This is a genomic window from Paenarthrobacter sp. NPDC092416 (assembly GCF_044755025.1).
Lineage (GTDB): Bacteria > Actinomycetota > Actinomycetes > Actinomycetales > Micrococcaceae > Arthrobacter.
In genome coordinates this window covers 1-17,025 of record NZ_JBIVQG010000015.1, presented here as the reverse complement: position 1 = coordinate 17,025, position 17,025 = coordinate 1, and the positions used below count along the sequence as shown (strand labels likewise).

The 17,025-nt window shown below is 63.7% G+C and carries 16 protein-coding genes and 1 riboswitch; of the genes, 12 read left to right on the top strand and 4 right to left on the bottom strand.

Annotated features, from left to right (window positions below):
- Window positions 1–50 precede the first annotated feature (50 nt).
- A complete protein-coding gene (locus ACIQC5_RS20885) occupies window positions 51–1,025 on the top strand; it encodes an NAD(P)/FAD-dependent oxidoreductase (protein WP_400287039.1) in 975 nt (324 codons plus the stop codon).
- Here ACIQC5_RS20885 and ACIQC5_RS20880 read toward each other — a convergent pair.
- A complete protein-coding gene (locus ACIQC5_RS20880) occupies window positions 1,022–1,921 on the bottom strand; it encodes a helix-turn-helix transcriptional regulator (protein ID WP_400286886.1) in 900 nt (299 codons plus the stop codon). The genes ACIQC5_RS20885 and ACIQC5_RS20880 overlap by 4 nt on opposite strands.
- A gap of 101 nt (window positions 1,922–2,022) precedes the next feature.
- On the opposite strand from ACIQC5_RS20880, the gene ACIQC5_RS20875 reads away from it, so the two are divergent.
- The 4 genes from ACIQC5_RS20875 (at window position 2,023) to ACIQC5_RS20860 (ending at window position 3,960) form a co-directional block, all read left to right on the top strand.
- Window positions 2,023–2,433, top strand: a complete 411-nt coding sequence (locus ACIQC5_RS20875) for a cupin domain-containing protein (protein WP_400286883.1) — start codon at window positions 2,023–2,025, stop codon at window positions 2,431–2,433.
- A gap of 25 nt (window positions 2,434–2,458) precedes the next feature.
- Window positions 2,459–3,316, top strand: coding sequence for an aldo/keto reductase (locus ACIQC5_RS20870; RefSeq protein WP_400286880.1), 858 nt, complete (start codon window positions 2,459–2,461; stop codon window positions 3,314–3,316).
- A 43-nt stretch (window positions 3,317–3,359) separates the two neighbouring features.
- Complete coding sequence (locus ACIQC5_RS20865) at window positions 3,360–3,680, top strand: carboxymuconolactone decarboxylase family protein (RefSeq protein WP_400286877.1); 321 nt, start codon at window positions 3,360–3,362, stop codon at window positions 3,678–3,680.
- A gap of 73 nt (window positions 3,681–3,753) precedes the next feature.
- Complete coding sequence (locus ACIQC5_RS20860; protein ID WP_400286874.1) at window positions 3,754–3,960, top strand: hypothetical protein; 207 nt, start codon at window positions 3,754–3,756, stop codon at window positions 3,958–3,960.
- 68 nt (window positions 3,961–4,028) lie between these two features.
- Here ACIQC5_RS20860 and ACIQC5_RS20855 read toward each other — a convergent pair whose 3' ends face one another.
- Window positions 4,029–5,030 carry a LacI family DNA-binding transcriptional regulator gene (locus ACIQC5_RS20855; RefSeq protein ID WP_400286871.1) on the bottom strand — a complete coding sequence of 334 codons (1,002 nt, stop codon included), beginning with the start codon at window positions 5,028–5,030 and terminating at the stop codon, window positions 4,029–4,031.
- 158 nt (window positions 5,031–5,188) lie between these two features.
- On the opposite strand from ACIQC5_RS20855, the gene ACIQC5_RS20850 reads away from it, so the two are divergent.
- Together ACIQC5_RS20850 and ACIQC5_RS20845 are read left to right on the top strand one after the other, a co-directional pair.
- Window positions 5,189–6,376, top strand: a complete 1,188-nt coding sequence (locus tag ACIQC5_RS20850) for a Gfo/Idh/MocA family protein (protein WP_400286869.1) — start codon at window positions 5,189–5,191, stop codon at window positions 6,374–6,376.
- Window positions 6,373–7,380 (top strand): sugar phosphate isomerase/epimerase family protein, encoded by a 1,008-nt coding sequence (locus ACIQC5_RS20845; RefSeq protein WP_400286866.1) that lies wholly within the window; start codon window positions 6,373–6,375, stop codon window positions 7,378–7,380. The genes ACIQC5_RS20850 and ACIQC5_RS20845 overlap by 4 nt, the downstream gene beginning before the upstream one ends.
- A gap of 88 nt (window positions 7,381–7,468) precedes the next feature.
- Here ACIQC5_RS20845 and ACIQC5_RS20840 read toward each other — a convergent pair whose 3' ends face one another.
- The gene (locus ACIQC5_RS20840) at window positions 7,469–8,692 is read right to left on the bottom strand and encodes an amidohydrolase (protein WP_400286863.1); all 1,224 of its coding nucleotides are present in this window, start codon (window positions 8,690–8,692) and stop codon (window positions 7,469–7,471) included.
- Window positions 8,693–8,795: 103 nt separating this feature from the next.
- Entirely contained in the window at window positions 8,796–10,427 is a 1,632-nt protein-coding gene (locus tag ACIQC5_RS20835) for an MFS transporter (protein ID WP_400286860.1), read from the bottom strand.
- 72 nt (window positions 10,428–10,499) lie between these two features.
- Between ACIQC5_RS20835 and ACIQC5_RS20830 the strand changes: the two genes are divergently transcribed.
- The 5 genes from ACIQC5_RS20830 to ACIQC5_RS20810 all read left to right on the top strand — a co-directional run.
- A complete protein-coding gene (locus ACIQC5_RS20830) occupies window positions 10,500–11,051 on the top strand; it encodes a TetR/AcrR family transcriptional regulator (RefSeq protein WP_400286857.1) in 552 nt (183 codons plus the stop codon).
- 91 nt (window positions 11,052–11,142) lie between these two features.
- Window positions 11,143–11,240: riboswitch (glycine riboswitch) on the top strand.
- Window positions 11,241–11,429: 189 nt separating this feature from the next.
- Window positions 11,430–14,288, top strand: coding sequence for an aminomethyl-transferring glycine dehydrogenase (gene gcvP / locus ACIQC5_RS20825; protein ID WP_400286854.1), 2,859 nt, complete (start codon window positions 11,430–11,432; stop codon window positions 14,286–14,288).
- Between the two features lie 13 nt (window positions 14,289–14,301).
- A complete protein-coding gene (gene gcvT / locus ACIQC5_RS20820) occupies window positions 14,302–15,435 on the top strand; it encodes a glycine cleavage system aminomethyltransferase GcvT (RefSeq protein WP_400286851.1) in 1,134 nt (377 codons plus the stop codon).
- 233 nt (window positions 15,436–15,668) lie between these two features.
- Entirely contained in the window at window positions 15,669–16,055 is a 387-nt protein-coding gene (gene gcvH, locus ACIQC5_RS20815; RefSeq protein WP_400286849.1) for a glycine cleavage system protein GcvH, read from the top strand.
- Between the two features lie 383 nt (window positions 16,056–16,438).
- Window positions 16,439–17,025: serine dehydratase beta chain (locus tag ACIQC5_RS20810; RefSeq protein ID WP_400286846.1), on the top strand; the 587-nt coding region annotated here is incomplete at its 3' end.

Sequence of the window (17,025 nt, the reverse complement as noted above, 5' to 3'; positions counted from 1 at the left end):
GCGGCACGAAGGCCGCTTGAAGACATGGAGGCGCAGTGAGCCAGGAATCAATGAACAGCCAGTACGACGCCGTGATCATTGGAGGTGGCGCGGCCGGGCTAAGTGCCGCGGTGACGCTGGGCAGGGCCTTGCGGTCCGTCCTGGTGGTCGACGCCGGAGAACCCCGGAATGCTCCTGCCGTAGGGGTGCACGGTTTCCTGTCCCGGGATGGAATCAGCCCTGGGGAATTGTTGGAAGCCGGGCGAAAGGAAGTGCTCCAGTACGGCGGTCACCTTGTTTCCGGCGCCGCGGCGGCAGCCCGTTCGACGGCGGTTGCCGGGTCAGGTTCGGAACTCGGCTTTGATGTGGACTTGGCTGACGGCCGGAGAGTAGCAGCGCGCCGCTTGCTCGTTGCAACGGGCTTGACCGACGTGCTGCCCGAGGTCGGAGGGCTCCGGGAACGTTGGGGCAGGGACGTCCTGCACTGCCCGTATTGCCACGGTTGGGAGGTGCGGAACAAGGCGATTGGAATTCTGGGGTCAGTGCCGATGGCGTTGCATCAGACGTTGCTGTTCCGGCAATGGAGCCCCAAAATTACCCTGTTCCTCAACGACATCGTTGTGCCGACTGAGGATGAATGGGAGCAGTTGGCGGCCCGCTCCATCAGCGTCGTTGAAGGCAAAGTACGATCCTTGGAAGTCACCGACGACGCACTGAGCGGCATTGTCCTGGCATCCGGCACCGTGATTCCTGTGGAAGCCGTTGTCGTCGGCCCTCGGATGGAAGCGCGCTCGGCCGTACTGGAGTCTTTGGGAGTCCAGACCGTAGAACACCCCATGGGTGTTGGCCGCCATGTTGAAGTTGGTCCCCAAGGCGCAACGTCGGTACCGGGCGTGTGGGCTGCTGGGAACGTCACCGATCCCACCGGACAAGTGATGGCCTCCGCTGCCGCCGGCGTGATGGCAGGAGCGGTCATCAACGCGGACCTGATTGCTGAGGAAACGAGGCTGGCCGTGGAGGCGGCCCGGATGCAGCCGTCCCACTAGTCCCGGAGGTTGGGTTTGCTCGTCTTCATCGCAGTTTCTGATCCGGCGGGCGAGGCCTGGGCTGCCGTCCAGCTGGCCAGGAACGCGAGCTGTTCCTGTGCTTGGCTGCCAGGTTCGGCGGAGTAGGCGATCAAAGTCAGTCCTTCGCCGGGAAGCTCAAGTGCGTCGCCTGTGAGTTCGATTTCGCCAACCAGGGGGTTCCGCATCGATTTGCGGGCCGTGCGGTGGAACCTGACATTGTGGCGGGCCCACCGTGTGGAGAATTCTGTGCTGCCGGCCGCTAGGTCGCCGATGAGGCTGTTCAGGTAGCGGTCACGGGGGTTGCGGCCGGACTCGGCACGGAGTGCGGCCGCGAAATCGTTGGCCAGGGTCTCCCAGTCGAGAAAGAATTCCTTCGAACGGGGGTCGAGGAACATGAAGCGGGCGAGATTCAGGGGTAGTGCGGTGGGGCTGAGAATGCCGGTATAGAGCGCGAAACAGAGGCTGTTCGCGGCCACAATGTCCATCCGGGTGTTGCGGATATACGCGGGCGTGCCGGTCATTCCTTCAAGGATCCGTTCGATGCTCGGACGAACCTCGGCGCCTGTCCGGCGGACGCCCGAAGGACCGGAGGGGGCCGCCGCCTTGGCGAGGTCGAACAAATGGGCGCGTTCGGCCTCATCCAATTGCAGGGCGCGGGCCAGAGAGTCCAGGACGGAGTCGGACGCGCCCCGCAGGTTGCCACGTTCAAGGCGGGCGTAGTACTCCGTGCTGACTCCTGTCAGCAAGGCCACTTCCTCGCGCTTGAGCCCCGCGACCCTCCGGGTTCCGCTGAACGCGGTCAAACCGGCTTGAGCGGGCGTGATGCGCGCTCGCCGGGTCATGAGGAAATCGCGGACATCTTTGTTGTTGTCCATGGCTCAACGCTACGACGATCGGCAGAGGTCTAACAGGAACTGCCAGTACACCTCACAACAGGCACTCCTCCACGCGGGGAGGGACTGGTTCTCTTGAACATATGGAACATGTACCCGCCGCCACCACGTCGAAGGCTCCGGCCGAGAGGTTCGTTGGAGATGTCTACCTGACGCCGCTCCATTCCGGGCCGCCGCCCTCGAGGCTGGTGGCTGCGTTGGTCCACTTCACCCCCGGGGCCCGCACCAACTGGCACTCCCACGTTCTGGGCCAGACCCTCCACTGCACGGAGGGAAACGGACTCGTGGGAACCCGCGATGGAGCAGTCATCGTCATGCGGCCGGGAGACACGGTCCACACCCCGCCAGGTGAGGAGCACTGGCACGGCGCAGCGTCGGACAGTATCTTCTGCCACCTGGCGCTGGTGGAGCATCTGGACGGCGAGAGTGCCACATGGCACGAGCCGGTCAGCGAACTCGACTACCGGACCGCCCACACCTCAACCACCCGATAACCAAGCACCCCCGCAAAGGAAAACCATGAAAACTGTGACCCTTAACAACGGCGTCGAAATGCCGATCCTGGGCTTTGGCGTCTTTCAGATCCCCGACGAGGAAACCCAGGTTGCCGTCGAAGCTGCGCTCGCCGCGGGCTACCGTCACTTGGATACGGCTGCGTCCTACGGCAACGAGGCCGCCGTCGGCGCGGCGATCAAGGCGAGCGGAATCGCGCGTGACGAACTCTTTGTCACCACCAAGCTCTGGATCCAACACGCGCCCACCGGGAGCGTTGAACAGGACACGAAGCGGGCTTTTGAGAACTCGCTCCAGAGGCTCGGGCTGGATTATCTCGACCTCTACCTGATCCACCAGCCCCTCGGTGACTACTACAGCGAGTGGCGGGCCATGCAGGAGCTCAACAAGAAAGGCGTTGCCCGCGCGATTGGCGTGTCCAACTTCCACCCGGACCGGTTGGTGGACCTCATTGACCACAACGAGATTGTCCCTGCGGTTAACCAGATTGAGACCCACCCCTTCCACCAGCGCGAAGCCGACCAGGCCCTGATGCGGGAACGTGGCGTGCAGATCGAGTCCTGGGGGCCGTTCGCCGAGGGGCGCAACAACTTGTTCACTGATCCGGTCCTCAGCAACATCGGCGAGGCGCACGGCAAATCCGTGGCCCAGGTGGTGCTCCGCTGGCTCATCCAGCGTGACGTCGTGGTGATCCCCAAGTCGGTCCGGCCTGAACGGATGGCCCAGAACCTCGATGTCTTTGACTTCACCTTGACGGATGAGCAAATGAGCCGGATCGCAACACTGGACGCCGGCGACAGCCTCTTCTTCGATCACCGCGATCACGCCATGGTCAGCTGGCTGGGTGGACGCCGTTACAACTGATCCTGCCTGAAACCGAAAGAAACCTGACGAAAGGACACCAGCAGTGACAGAATCCACTCAGACCCGTGCCCAGCAGCTCATCGGCGATTTCGCCCCGAAGCTCGTCGACCTCACGGACGGGTTGCTCTTCGGCGACATCTGGAAGCGGGAGGAGCTTTCCCCGCGGGACCGGAGTCTCGTGACAGTCGCCAGCCTCATTTCGGGCGGGAACACGGAGCAACTCCGCGGCCATTTCGCCTTGGCCAAGACCAACGGGCTCACCGAGACCGAACTGAAGGAAGTCATTATCCATCTGGCCTTCTATGCCGGCTGGCCCAAGGCATTGTCCGCGCTGGCCGTGGCCAAGGAAGTCTTCACCGACTGAGCCCCCAGAAAACAGTCGACTTGTGGCGCGGGTGCGAGGACGATTAAGGGACAACCACGTTAGGAGGTTGGAGATGTGCTACTCGTACTATGAGGACTTCGAGCGGCGCACGAAGAAGGACTCCGTGCGTAAGCCTGAAATGCACAAGGATCCGGCGCCTGAGGCCCCTGCCGAGAACCGTCCACGGACGGAAGGAACGCGGTGGACCTTCCTGGCACGCCGTCGCAGGGAATTCGAGGTTTCCGAACCGACAATCGACCGCATCCGCGAGAAGGTCTAGCCATTGGGCTTGCCCCATCGTCCGAAGAAAGGCGCTGCTCTCGCGGCGCCTTTCGTGTTCCTGTGGGCCTACCTGACGGCAGCCGTTGTACTTCGCAGCACCAGTGTGGGTTCGATCAGCTTCCGCTCCGGTTCAAGTGTCGGGTCCTCGATCCGTGCCAGGAGCCTGTGCGCTGCGTCGACGCCCACAATGTCGCTTCGGTTGTCGACCGATGTGAGGTCAAGGTACCGCGACTTGGCCAAAGGGGAGTTGTCGTAGCCAATCACCGAGATGTCCGACGGCACAGAGAGTCCCCGGGCCTTGATCGCGGCGAAGGCGCCCAGCGCCATAGTGTCGTTGGCGGCGAAAATCGCCGTGGTGCCCGGGTGGTGGTCCAAGAGCCAGCAGGCGGCGCCGTAGCCGTCTTCCTCCGACGTCCCCTCCGACTCGCCGATGAGAAGTTCGACGCCGGCACTCGCCACGGCGCGTCGGAAACCGGCGCGCCGATGTGCTGACGCGCCGTCGGACCCTGACAGGTGGCCGATTCGCGTATGGCCCAGACCAAGCAGGTGGTTGGCTGCCATGCTGCCTCCGCCGTCGTCGTCGTTCGTTATCAGGTCCGCTCCTGCTGGGACGCCCTTCCGCCAGCCGGCTACCACGGTGGGGACCCAGGTCCGGGCGAGCATGGACTCGCTCGGTTCGGCGGCAATGACCAGGGCGTCCACGTGCATGGCCAGCAGGCCGTCCGTGGCTTCCTTGATGCGGTTCTCGCCGGGCCGGGAGTCGGCCAGCATGACCTGGTAACCGAGGTCTGAGAGGACTGACTCCATGCCGCGGAGGAGGTCAACGAACCAGAGGTTCCGGTAGTCGTCGATGACCAGCCCGATGCTCTTGGTGCGGCTGCTCGCGAGGGTGGTGGCCGCGCGGCTGGGCCGGTAGCCGAGTTCGGAGATGGCGTTGTGGACAGCGTCACGCCGCTTCGCACTGACCCGCTCGGGGTCCTTCAGGAAGAGGGAAACCAACGACGGCGAGACGCCGGCGTGGGTGGCGACGTCGTAAAGGGTGGGGCGTCGGGACTGGGCGCTGTTCAACGGAATCGGGTGCCTTTCGTGTCTGTCCTTGAGGATAGTCGGTTAATGATTGACAGGACATATAGACATAGTTACGATCATATCCAGCGTAAAAATTGTAGCGCTACAAAATGCCGTACAGCGCCCCACGCGGCGGCGAAATTTCGAAGGAGAAATCAATGGCTGAAAGCCTCGGCGTCGCCGTCATCGGTGCAGGCATGGCCGGCAAGGCCCACGCTGCTGCATACCGCACGGCATCTGCCCTCTACAGCCCCGTACTTCCCCAGGTGCGACTGGTCTCGATCGGGGATGTCAATGCGGAATTCGGTTCCTTGGCTGCCCGTCGTTTTGGCTACGAGCGCAACGACACGTCCTGGCAGGCCATCGCAGAAGCTGACGACATTGACGTGGTCAGCGTCGTGATCGCCAACTCGCTGCACCGCGAAGTGGTGGAAGGCCTGCTCGCTGCCGGCAAGCACGTTCTCTGCGAAAAGCCCCTCAGTGACACCTTGGAGGACGCCCGCGCCATGGCTGACGCTGCCCGCGCTGCTGAAGCCCGTGGGAACCTGGCCCGCATTGGCTTTACGTTCCGCCGCACGCCGGGCATCGCCTATATCCGCGACCTCATCCGGAACGGCGTCCTGGGCAATGTCCTGCACTTCAGCGGCCGCTACTGGACCGACTACGGTTTCAGCCCATCCGCTCCCATGAGCTGGCGCTACAAGGGCGGCCCCGGCTCCGGTGCGCTTGCCGACGTCGGAAGTCACCTGACGTACGTTTCCGAGTTCCTTTGTGGCGACATTAAGTCCATCAGCGGCGGTCGCCTCACGACGGCGATCGACAAGCGGCCCTTGCCTCTCGCGGCCGTCATGGGCCACGACCACGTTGCCGTCAGCGACACGTTCGAGGCCGTCGAGAACGACGACTACGCGGCCTTCAATGCAGAGTTCGCCAACGGTGCCGGCAGCTTCGAAGTTTCCCGCGTCGCGGCCGGACACGCCAACAGCCTCCAGTTCGAGGTCTTCTGCGAGAACGGCGCCGCCAAGTTCGACCAGCGCCGCCCGTCCGAAATCCAGCTGTTCCTCAACGACGGTTCCGGCAAAGAGAACGGCTACCGCCAGGTCATCCTCGGCCCGGACCACCCCTACATCGCCGGCGGCCTTGCCATGGATGCCCCCGAGGTTGGCTTCGGCCAGAACGACGCCTTCGGCTACCAAGCCCGCGCGTTCCTCGAAGAAGTTGCAGGTCTCAGCGAAGAAGCATCCCTGCCCCGCTGCGCCACCTTCGACGAAGGTGTCCGCAACATGGAACTGCTCGGGGCAGTCACCGAGTCCGCACTCAACAACGGAAAGAAGATCACGCTATGAAGCTCGGCGTCTACAACGCGATCCTGCACGACCGCCCGCTTCCCGAGGCCCTGAAGGTCATTGCCGATCTTGGCCTCACGGGCATCGAGATCAACACCGGTGGGTTCCTGCCCGCCGTGCACGTGCCAACCTTTGACCAGATCCTGGAAAGCGACGCGGCCCGCGACGACTACCTCGCGATCTTCGAAGGCACCGGCGTTTCCATCGCCGGCCTGAACTGCAACGGCAACCCGCTGCACCCCAAGCGCGAGATCGGCGAAAAGCACGCGGAAGACATCCGCCGCTCCATTCGGTTGGCCCACCGCCTCGGCCAAAACCGCGTGGTCACCATGTCCGGCCTGCCAGGCGGAGAACCCGGAGCTACCACCGTTAACTGGGTGGTCAACGCCTGGAACTCCGCCGCTCTCGACGTGCTCGACTACCAGTGGGGTGTTGCTGCGGAGTTCTGGAAGGAAACCGACCGCCTTGCCGCCGACCACGACGTCAAGGTGGCCTTGGAACTGCACCCGCAGAACATCGTCTTCAACACGGCCGACGTCTACAAGCTGATCGAGCTCACCGGCGCCACGCACGTGGGCGTGGAACTGGACGCTTCACACCTGTTCTGGCAGCAGATGGACCCGGTGGCCGTGGTCCGCGAACTCGGGCCTCTCGTGTTCCAGGCCGCTGCCAAGGACGTCCGCGTCAACAAGGAAAACGCTGCGCTCTACGGCGTGCTGGACAACAGCTTCCGCCGGCTCTCCCCGGACGAGAACCGCACCAACCTGGGCGGCGACGAGTGGGCCAACGAGTGGCCCAAGAACTCCGCCTGGGACTTCGTGGCACTGGGTCGCGGACATGACACGGCCTACTGGACCGAGTTCCTCCGCGCGCTCCATGAGGTTGACCCGAACATGCTGGTCAACATCGAGCACGAAGACGTTTCCCTGGGCCGGATCGAGGGCCTTCAGGTTGCGGCCAAGGTGCTGCGGGATGCCGACGCTGCGCTGAACGTACCTGCCTAAAGAAAGTCGACCCCGTTCAACGGACATTTCACCCTGTCACCCGGTGGTGAATTGTCCGTTGGGCGGGGTTCCTTTGGCCCACAAGCTGCTACTTGGGAGCGCTCAAGAATTCGCGCGCGGCCGTGACGAGTGCCTCGGTGCCGGCCGTCAAGGTCGGCTGGATGATGGGCGCAAAGTACGGCGAGTGGTTGGAGGGAACGTCCTCCGGCAGGCGGCCCGTTGTGGCCCAGTCCTTGAAAAATGATGCATCCATGCCACCCAGGAACCAGAAAACCAGGGGAGCCCCCGCAGCTGTTGAGAGCTCGCCAACGTCTTCACTGCCTGACACGGGTCCCGGATCAATGACCTTGGTGTCGCCAAACTTTGCCCGGAATGCTGCCGTCACCCGGCCGGCGGCCGATTGGTCATTGACTGTCAACGGGAAGCGCTCTTCGTAGTGGAATTCAGGCTCCTTGGGAGAGCCTGATGCCGTCGATTCGCTGCGGACGATGCGCTCGATCGAACCCAGGATCCTTTCCCTGGTGGGGTCGCTGAAGGTTCGGATGCTCAGGCCCAAGGTGGCTGTCTCGGGAATGATGTTGTTCTTGGTTCCCGAGTGGATCTGTCCCACTGTCACCACGGCGGAATCACTGGCGGCGAGTTCCCTGGCGACGATCCCTTGCAAACGCATGGTTGCAGCGGCGGCCATGAGCACGGGATCGATGGTTGTTTCGGGCCGCGAGCCGTGACCACCACGTCCGTGAAGTGTCACATTGAGGGAATCGGCCGAGGCCATGGTGACGCCGGGCCGGACACCGAACCACCCGGCCGGGAACGGCGCCACATGCTGGCCCAGTACAACATCGGGCTTGGGCACCAAGTCATAGAGACCGTCCGCGACCATCGCCTGCGCTCCGCCGCCCCATTCCTCGGCCGGCTGGAACACCGCGATCAGGGTTCCTTGCCATTCGTGCTTCTGGCCGGCGAGCATTTCCACCGCTCCGATAAGGCAGCTCACGTGGACGTCGTGCCCGCACGCATGCATCACCGGCACGTCTTTTCCGTCATGGTCGACGCCGACTGCCGAGCTTGCGTAGTCCAGCCCGGTGGCTTCCTTGACGGGCAGCCCATCCATATCGGCGCGGAGCATGACAACCGGGCCGGGACCGTTTTCGAGGACGCCCACTACGCCGGTTTTGCCTACATAGCGGTGCACCACGAACCCCAGCTCATCCAGGTGCCTGCCGACGATTTCGGCCGTTCGTACTTCCTGGAACGAGAGCTCCGGATTCGCGTGGAGGTCTTTGTAGAGTTCTTCAAGATCGATTGTCATGAGGGATTACCCTTACCGTTCGACTCCGCAGGTTTGGCCAGTGTATCGAGATACAGGAATGCCGGGCCGCATCGGTGGCCCGGCATTCCCGGTTCGAAAGAACCTACTTCGCCTTCGGAACGCTGCGGAGTACGACGGCGGCAAGCACCGCCGCGCCGGCCATCAGTACCAGCCCAATCGCCGCAGTGATGTGGACCCCGGATTCGAAAGCTGTCCGGGCGGCGGCTGTCAGTGCGTCCGACAGGGGAGCGGGTAGTGCAGCGGCGGCGTCCACGGCGCCGGCCAGTGTCTCCCCGGAATTCCCTGCAGAATTGGCGGAGAGACCATCAGGCAGGATGAGGTTGTGCTGGTAGGAAGCCGTGAGGATCGAGCCGAGGACCGCAGTTCCCAGCAGCGAACCGAGCTCGTACCCTGTCTCAGAGATCGCTGATGCAGCGCCGGCCTTGGCTGCCGGCACGGCACCAAGGATGAGGTCGTTGGAGATCGTCTCCGCGGCACCCGCGCCTATAGCCAGTACGGTCAAGGCCGACAGCAGGAATACAGGCCCGGTTCCGTGGTCACCTACAGCTACTACGAGGTATCCGACGGCGCTGAGGGTCAGGCCGCCTGCCACAACGAAACCTGGCCGCACACGCTTGACCAGGGGCACCACCAGCAGGCCGGCGGCCACTGTTGCCAGGAGTGCGGGAATCATGGCGATCCCGGCTTCCATGGGGGACTGGCCCTCAACGAGCTGCAGGTGCTGGGCAAAGAAGTAGATGAAGCCCGTCATGGAGAACAAGGAGAGCACGTTCGCCACGATCGCGGTGCTGAACACCTTGTTCTTGAACAAGCGGACATCGAGCATCGGGGCCGCAAGGTGCCGTTGGCGCCGGACAAAGAGAATGCCCATGATGAGGCCGAAGCCCATGAAGGCCACTGCGGAGGCGCCGAATCCATGCACGGCGAATTCTTTGATGCCGTAGACGAACGGGGCCATGGTCAGGACGGACAGGGCAATGCTGGGCACGTCGACCCGACCGGGATTGGCATCTTTGGATTCCGGGATGAAGGTGGTTCCGAAGGCCAGGAGCGGCAGGAGCAGGAAGGTAGCCACCAGGAACACGGCGCCCCACCAGAAATGCTCCACGAGCCAGCCGCCAAAGATCGGCCCAAGTGCGGCGCCGCCGGAAAAGCCGGCCGCCCAAACTGCGATCGCGAGCCGCCGGCGGTTGGGGTCCACAAAGATGTTCCTGATCAGCGACAGCGTGGATGGCATCAGCATCGCGCCAAACACACCCAACGCGGCCCGGCCGGCAATGAGCCATTCCGCCGATGGTGCAAACGCCGTGGCCGCCGAGACTGCAGCGAAGCCGGTGCTGCCGATCAGGAGCAGCCGACGCCGACCGATCCTGTCGCCGAGGTTGCCCATGGAGACCAGCAGTGCAGCCAGGACCAGCGGGTATGCGTCCACGATCCAGAGCAGCTGCACGCCACCCACGTCCAGGGTGCGGGCAATTTCCGGCAGGGCGAAGGTGAGGGCGGTGTTGTCCACTGCTACCAGCAGTACCGGGAACATCAAGAGTGCCAGGGCGGTCCAGTCGCGCCACGGTGCCGGCTGGCGCGCGGCGGACGCCTGGGCGGGGCTCTCAATCGCGACGGGCCTGCGCACGGCGGTCCCGCGCTCGACGGTCCCGCGCTCGACGGTCTCTTGTTCGGTGGTACGGGGGCTGGGGGTAGAGGACAAAGTGAACATGCCCCTAACTGTACCGTCCAGACGGTACAGTTACAAATGTCGAACGATGCACCTTTAGGGAATGATGTACTCATGCCACGAAAACCTGTTGCCCGGGACGCTGTCCTGGATGCCTACGAAGCCCTTCTGATTGAGGTGGGGGAGCGTGCTGCCACGCTCGACGCCGTCGCCAAGCGGGCAGGGGTCTCCAAAGGCGGGTTGCTGTATCACTTCCCGAGCAAGGAATCCCTGATCAGCGCCTTGCTTGAGCGCTTGGATCAGCTGGCTCAGGAGGATATCGAGCAAATGAAGGCTGCGCCCGACGGCTCTGCCGTGTACTTCATTCGGTCATCGCTCTGGGCCGGAACACCCATGGACCGGGCCTTCGTCGCAGCGACCCGACTGGCTGAAGTGGCCCACGAAGAGACCCGACGCCGGTTCGCGGGCATTCAACAGCAGTGGCTCGATGTCCTGGCCGAAGACGTGGGGCCTGAGGTTGCCAAAGCCGTGAGCTACATGGGCGACGGGCTGTATTTCAACGCGATGTTCGAAGGCGGCCAAGAAGGCGGACAGGAGGGCGGCAACGCCGGTCGGGAGGCCGACGTCGAAATCCTGCTCCGGGTCCTGGACCGCCTGCGGAAGTAACCAGTCATCCATTTGCGGCGGGGCCCGCCGCGTAGGACAATTAACCCTTGTGGCCTGTCCATAAATTGGTCGCAACAACTGAATACGCCTTTGATCTGCGGCGGGAGAGTCCTGCAAGCAAGTGATGCGGGCGCCGTAGGAGCAAACCCTCCCCAGGAATCTCTCAGGCCCATGCACCGCCGCGGCGAGGCAACTCTGGAAAGCAGCAGGCAATCAGTCCGCGCCACTGGCGCCAAAGATGCTGTGCTCACCGACGGTGCAAGCGATGTGCCATGCGAAAGCGTGGCAGCGTGGAAACTCTCAGGTCCAATACAGAGCGGGGAGGAACCCGAGCCGCTGTGGCGTACCCAAACGCCGCCCAAGTATTGGAGTTCCTTCGTGACGGTTAGTTCTGCCTCCACCACCTTCGTCGATCGGCATATTGGCGCCCGCCGCCAGGCCGACATTGACACCATGCTGAAGTCCGTCGGTTACGACACCGTGGACTCGCTGGTAGATACCGCAGTTCCCAACGACATCCGCCAGGATGTTGCGCTGACTCTGCAGAACGCCCTGAGCGAGGTCGAGGTTCTTGCCGAGCTGCGCAAGCTGGCCTCGAAGAACAAGACGGCCGTTCAGATGATCGGCCAAGGTTACTACGACACCGTGACGCCTCCGGTGATCCGCCGCAACATCCTCGAAGCGCCGGCCTGGTACACCGCGTACACCCCGTACCAGCCTGAAATCTCGCAGGGCCGCCTCGAAGCACTCCTGAACTTCCAGACCATGGTCCAGGACCTTGTGGGCCTGCCGATCGCCAACGCCTCCCTGCTGGACGAAGCAACGGCAGTGGCCGAGGCAGTCCTTATGATGCGCCGGGCCAATAAGTCCACCGGACAAAACGCAGCCGCCAGGGACGGCAAGACCGTCCTTGACGCCGATTGCCTGCCGCAGACCATCGCGATCGTGAAAGGCCGCGCCGAGGCACTCGGGTTCGAGGTTGAGGTCGCTGACCTCTCGCTCGGGCTCCCGGAAGGCGCCATCAACGGCGTCGTCCTCCAGCAGCCGGGCGCTTCCGGCCGCGTGTTCGACCACTCCGGCGTCATTGCCGACGCCAAGGAACGCGGTGCCCTGGTGACGGTCGCAGCAGACCTGCTCTCCCTGACGCTCATCACGCCTCCGGGCGAGCAGGGCGCCGATATCGCCGTCGGTTCGGCCCAGCGCTTGGGCGTTCCGCTGTTCTTCGGCGGCCCGCACGCTGCGTACATGGCCGTCCAGAAGGGGCTCGAGCGTTCCATGCCCGGCCGTCTGGTGGGCGTTTCCAAGGACGACGCCGGTGTCCCTGCCTACCGCTTGGCGCTGCAGACCCGCGAGCAGCACATCCGCCGCGAGAAGGCCACGTCCAACATCTGCACTGCCCAGGCGCTGCTCGCCATCGTGGCGTCGATGTACGCCGTTTACCACGGTCCCGAAGGCCTGAAGGCGATTGCTGAGACCGCCCACGGCCACGCCCGGACCCTCGCCGCTTCCCTGAAGGCTGCCGGCGTCGAGGTCCTTCACGGTTCCTTCTTCGACACGATCACCGTCAGCGTTCCCGGTAAGGCTGCCGAAATCGTCGCCGCCGCCGAGGCAAAGGGAATCAACCTGCGCGGCATCGACGCCGACACCGTCGGCATCTCCGTTGACGAGACGACCACGACGGCGGTTGTCGCCGACGTCGCAGCCGTCTTTGGCGCTTCGGTCACCGAAACCGCTGAAGGCTTTGCGCTGGAGGCATCCGTTGAGCGCTCGAGCGATTACCTGCAGCACCCGGTGTTCAACACCCACCGTTCCGAGACCCAGTTGCTGCGCTACATCCGCAAGCTCTCGGACCGCGACCTCGCACTGGATCGCACCATGATCCCGTTGGGTTCCTGCACCATGAAGCTCAACGCCACGGCCGAGATGGAAGCCATTTCCTGGCCCGAGTTCGCCTCCATCCACCCGTTCGCTCCGGACTCCCAGACCGAAGGCTGGCGTGAACTCATCGCCGACCTCGAATCCCAGCTGACCGAAATCACTGGCTACGACCAAGTCTCCATCCAGCCGAATGCCGGTTCCCAGGGCGAGCTCGCGGGCCTTCTTGCGATCCGCGGCTACCACCACTCCCGTGGCGATGAGCAGCGCAACGTCTGCCTCATTCCGGCTTCCGCGCACGGCACCAACGCGGCCTCTGCGGTGCTCGCAGGCATGAAGGTTGTTGTTGTGGCTACCGCCGCTGACGGCACCATCGACCACGCCGACCTCAAGGCCAAGATCGAGGCCAACAGGGACGTCCTCTCGGCCATCATGATCACCTACCCGTCCACGCACGGTGTCTACGATGCCGACGTTCGCGAGGTCTGCGACGCCATCCATGAGGCCGGCGGCCAGGTGTACATCGACGGCGCCAACCTCAACGCACTCGTTGGTTTGGCCCAGCCGGGCAAGTTCGGCGGCGACGTTTCACACTTGAACCTGCACAAGACCTTCTGCATCCCGCACGGCGGTGGCGGACCGGGCGTTGGCCCGGTCGCAGCCAAGGCACACCTCGCGCCGTTCATGCCGGGCGACGCAACATCCTGGACCGAAGGCAACGACGTCCCGATTTCCGCATCCCGTTTTGGCTCGGCCGGCGTGCTGCCGATCTCCTGGGCCTACGTAAAGCTCATGGGAGGTCAGGGCCTCACCGAAGCAACCAAGTCTGCGCTGCTCGCTGCGAACTACATCGCTTCCCGCCTCAACGACCACTTCCCGGTTCTCTACACGGGCGAAGGCGGACTCGTGGCCCACGAGTGCATCCTGGACCTGCGCGAACTCACGGCCAAGACCGGCGTCACCGCTGAGGACGTTGCCAAGCGCCTCATCGACTTCGGCTTCCACGCACCCACGCTGGCGTTCCCCGTTGCGGGAACGCTCATGGTGGAACCCACCGAGTCCGAAGACCTCGTGGAGATCGACCGCTTCATCGAAGCCATGATCACCATCCGCAAGGAAATCGACCAAGTTGCCCACGGCGACTTCACGGTAGAGAACTCGCCGCTGCGCAAGGCACCCCACACAGCGGCCGCCGTCGTAAGTTCTGATTGGGACCGCGCGTACCCGCGCGAGCAGGCCGCCTTCCCGGTCCACCACCTCAAGCAGGACAAGTACTTCCCGCCTGTTGGCCGCATTGACGGCGCGGCCGGTGACCGCAACCTCGTGTGCTCTTGCCCGCCGATCGAAGACTTCGAGAACTAAGGACGGTCCCGCAATGACTGAGAATTACACAGCTCTCTACGAAGAGCACAAGAAGCTGGGCGCGTCCTTCACCGATTTCGGTGGCTGGCAGATGCCGCTCAAGTACTCCTCCGAGTTGGCCGAACACCACGCAGTGCGCAAGTCTGCCGGCCTGTTCGACCTCTCCCACATGGGCGAAGTCTGGGTCACCGGACCGGAAGCCGCTGCATTCCTCGACTACGCCCTGGTAGGCAAGATCTCTGCCATGGCCATCGGCAAGGCCAAGTACTCGCTGATCTGCCAGGAAGACGGCGGCATCATCGATGACCTCATCACGTACCGTCGTGGCGAGGACAAGTTCCTCGTGGTGCCGAACGCCGGCAACGCCAAGGTAGTGGCTGCTGCGCTGCTGGAGCGCGCCGCTGGTTTCGACGTGGTTGTTGAGGACGCTTCCGCCGAGACCTCGCTGATTGCTGTCCAAGGTCCGCGGGCCGAAGCCATCCTCCTGCGCCTTGTGCCCGCAGAGCAGCACGCGCTGGTCACCGAACTGAAGTACTACGCCGCTGTTGAGGTCCCGTTCACGTTCGACGGCGGCACCCAGGATCTGCTGCTGGCCCGCACCGGATACACCGGCGAAGACGGCTTCGAGATCTTCGTGGCCAACGAATCCGCAGCAGCGCTGTGGCAGGCAGTCGCCGACGCCGCCGAAGAAGGCGAACTCACCCCGGCCGGTCTGGCTTCCCGTGATTCGCTGCGGCTCGAAGCCGGCATGCCGCTCTACGGCAACGAACTCTCCCGCGAAGGCAACCCCTTCGCTGCAGGACTCGGTCCCGTGGTCGCACTTTCCAAGGAAGGCGACTTCGTCGGCAAGGAGGGACTCGCTGCGCTCAAGGCCGACGGCGCCGGCTCCACCAGCGGGCGCAAGCTCGTAGGCCTCAAAGGCCTGGGCCGCCGCGCTGGTCGTAGCCACTACCCGGTCCTCAAGGACGGTGCCGTGGTTGGCGAGGTCACCTCCGGCCAGCCCAGCCCGACGCTCGGCTACCCGGTAGCGCTTGCCTACGTGGACGTCGAGCACAGCGAGCTTGGCACTGCTTTGGACATCGATCTGCGCGGTAAGAGCGAGCCATTCGAAGTCGTTGCATTGCCGTTCTATAAGCGCCAAAAGTAGGCCGGGAGTCTTCGAACCTGGCGACCTCTGCATGCTCGGTCGCATGTGCGCCCGCTGAGCGGACGCGATGCTCCCTTAGACGCATGCTGCCGGTCGCCAGGCTCGAATCCGATTGCCCACCGGCGATTCGTGAACCGCTTAATGCTGGAGGAGTGGCAACCTGCCGGGGGTGATCCGGTGCGCCGTACCCCCACCCAGCCATAGTTTTTGATCAACCACAGTAAGGAAACAGAATGCCCAAAGTAGCGCCCGAACTTCAGTACTCCGACGAGCACGAGTGGGTCTCCCGCGAAGAAGGGAACCTTGTATCCGTCGGGATTTCCGAGGTTGCCACTGACGCGCTGGGCGACATCGTGTACGTCGATCTGCCCGAGGTTGGTTCCACGGTGACCGCAGGCGAGACCTGTGGTGAGGTTGAGTCCACCAAGTCTGTTTCGGACCTGTACTCGCCGGTGACTGGTGAGGTCACGGAGATCAACGATGCCGTAGTGGGCGATCCTGCCCTGATCAACAACGATCCTTACGGCGCCGGCTGGCTCTTCAAGGTTGCGGCTGAGTCCGACGGTCCGCTGCTTTCGGCCGAGGAGTACGCCTCCAAGAACGGCGGAGACCTCTCGTAGCTCCTGGTGCCTTGGCTGGCCATTTCGGGGGTTCGCTGCTGGATATGCCGTCCGCACGGCATGTTGCGCAGTGATACCCCGGTCCGGCACCGAAACGCCTGCCCCTTGGGCCGGCGTCCGGAAGCGGGCGTCTAAGGGAGCTTCGCGTCCGCTCAGCGGGCGCTCAAGCGACCGAGCCCGCGGAGGATGCCGTCCCATCGGGCCCACACCGCGGCCACTTGGGCGTAGCGTGGGATAAACAAACTGAATAATTTGCGACGCCGGGTTGCCGCCTTTGGGGGCCATCCGGCGTTGTGCTTCGGCTGTCTGCCGCCACAAGCGGGGAGGCCATCCGGCAGGACCATCTGCCGGACCGTTTCAAGCTGTATTAAGGGATCCCGACTATGGCTGTTGGTGTTTTCGATCTGTTCACTGTGGGTATTGGCCCGTCGAGTTCGCATACTGTGGGGCCGATGCGGGCTGCTGCGGTGTTCGCTGGTGAGTTGCGTGAGTCCGGTGTGCTGGATCGGGTGGCGTCGTTGCGGGTTGATTTGTATGGTTCGTTGGCTGCGACGGGTCGGGGCCACGGGACCATGACTGCGACTTTGTTGGGTCTTGAGGGTTACCACCCGGAGTTGATCTTGCCCGATGAGGTGGAGGAGCGGTTGGCTGCGATCGCGGAGACCGGGAAGCTGAATTTGGCTGGTGCTGGCGGTGCTGGTGCCGGGGTTCAGTTGGCGTATGCGGTGGAGGATATGGTCCTGCATCCGTTGACGGTGTTGCCGCGGCATACGAACGGGATGAAGTTCGCCGTCTCTGATGCTGAGGGCACCATGTTGCGGGAGGCGACGTTTTTCTCTGTGGGTGGGGGGTTCATTGTCCGGGAGGGTGAGGAGGACGCGGCGCGGGCGGAGTTGGAGGAGACGAAGGCGGAGTTGCCGTTGCCGTTCCGGACGGCTGCTGAGTTGATGGGTCGGTGTTCCTCGAAGGG

What these genes read in the sequence shown, in the direction of transcription:
- ACIQC5_RS20885 (WP_400287039.1), top strand. Translation starts at nt 51, where the DNA reads ATGAACAGCCAGTACGACGCCGTGATCATTGGAGGTGGCGCGGCCGGG.
- ACIQC5_RS20880 (WP_400286886.1), bottom strand. Translation starts at nt 1,921, where the DNA reads ATGGACAACAACAAAGATGTCCGCGATTTCCTCATGACCCGGCGAGCG.
- ACIQC5_RS20875 (WP_400286883.1), top strand. Translation starts at nt 2,023, where the DNA reads ATGGAACATGTACCCGCCGCCACCACGTCGAAGGCTCCGGCCGAGAGG.
- ACIQC5_RS20870 (WP_400286880.1), top strand. Translation starts at nt 2,459, where the DNA reads ATGAAAACTGTGACCCTTAACAACGGCGTCGAAATGCCGATCCTGGGC.
- ACIQC5_RS20860 (WP_400286874.1), top strand. Translation starts at nt 3,754, where the DNA reads ATGTGCTACTCGTACTATGAGGACTTCGAGCGGCGCACGAAGAAGGAC.
- ACIQC5_RS20850 (WP_400286869.1), top strand. Translation starts at nt 5,189, where the DNA reads ATGGCTGAAAGCCTCGGCGTCGCCGTCATCGGTGCAGGCATGGCCGGC.
- ACIQC5_RS20845 (WP_400286866.1), top strand. Translation starts at nt 6,373, where the DNA reads ATGAAGCTCGGCGTCTACAACGCGATCCTGCACGACCGCCCGCTTCCC.
- ACIQC5_RS20840 (WP_400286863.1), bottom strand. Translation starts at nt 8,692, where the DNA reads ATGACAATCGATCTTGAAGAACTCTACAAAGACCTCCACGCGAATCCG.
- ACIQC5_RS20835 (WP_400286860.1), bottom strand. Translation starts at nt 10,427, where the DNA reads ATGTTCACTTTGTCCTCTACCCCCAGCCCCCGTACCACCGAACAAGAG.
- ACIQC5_RS20830 (WP_400286857.1), top strand. Translation starts at nt 10,500, where the DNA reads ATGCCACGAAAACCTGTTGCCCGGGACGCTGTCCTGGATGCCTACGAA.
- gcvT (WP_400286851.1), top strand. Translation starts at nt 14,302, where the DNA reads ATGACTGAGAATTACACAGCTCTCTACGAAGAGCACAAGAAGCTGGGC.
- gcvH (WP_400286849.1), top strand. Translation starts at nt 15,669, where the DNA reads ATGCCCAAAGTAGCGCCCGAACTTCAGTACTCCGACGAGCACGAGTGG.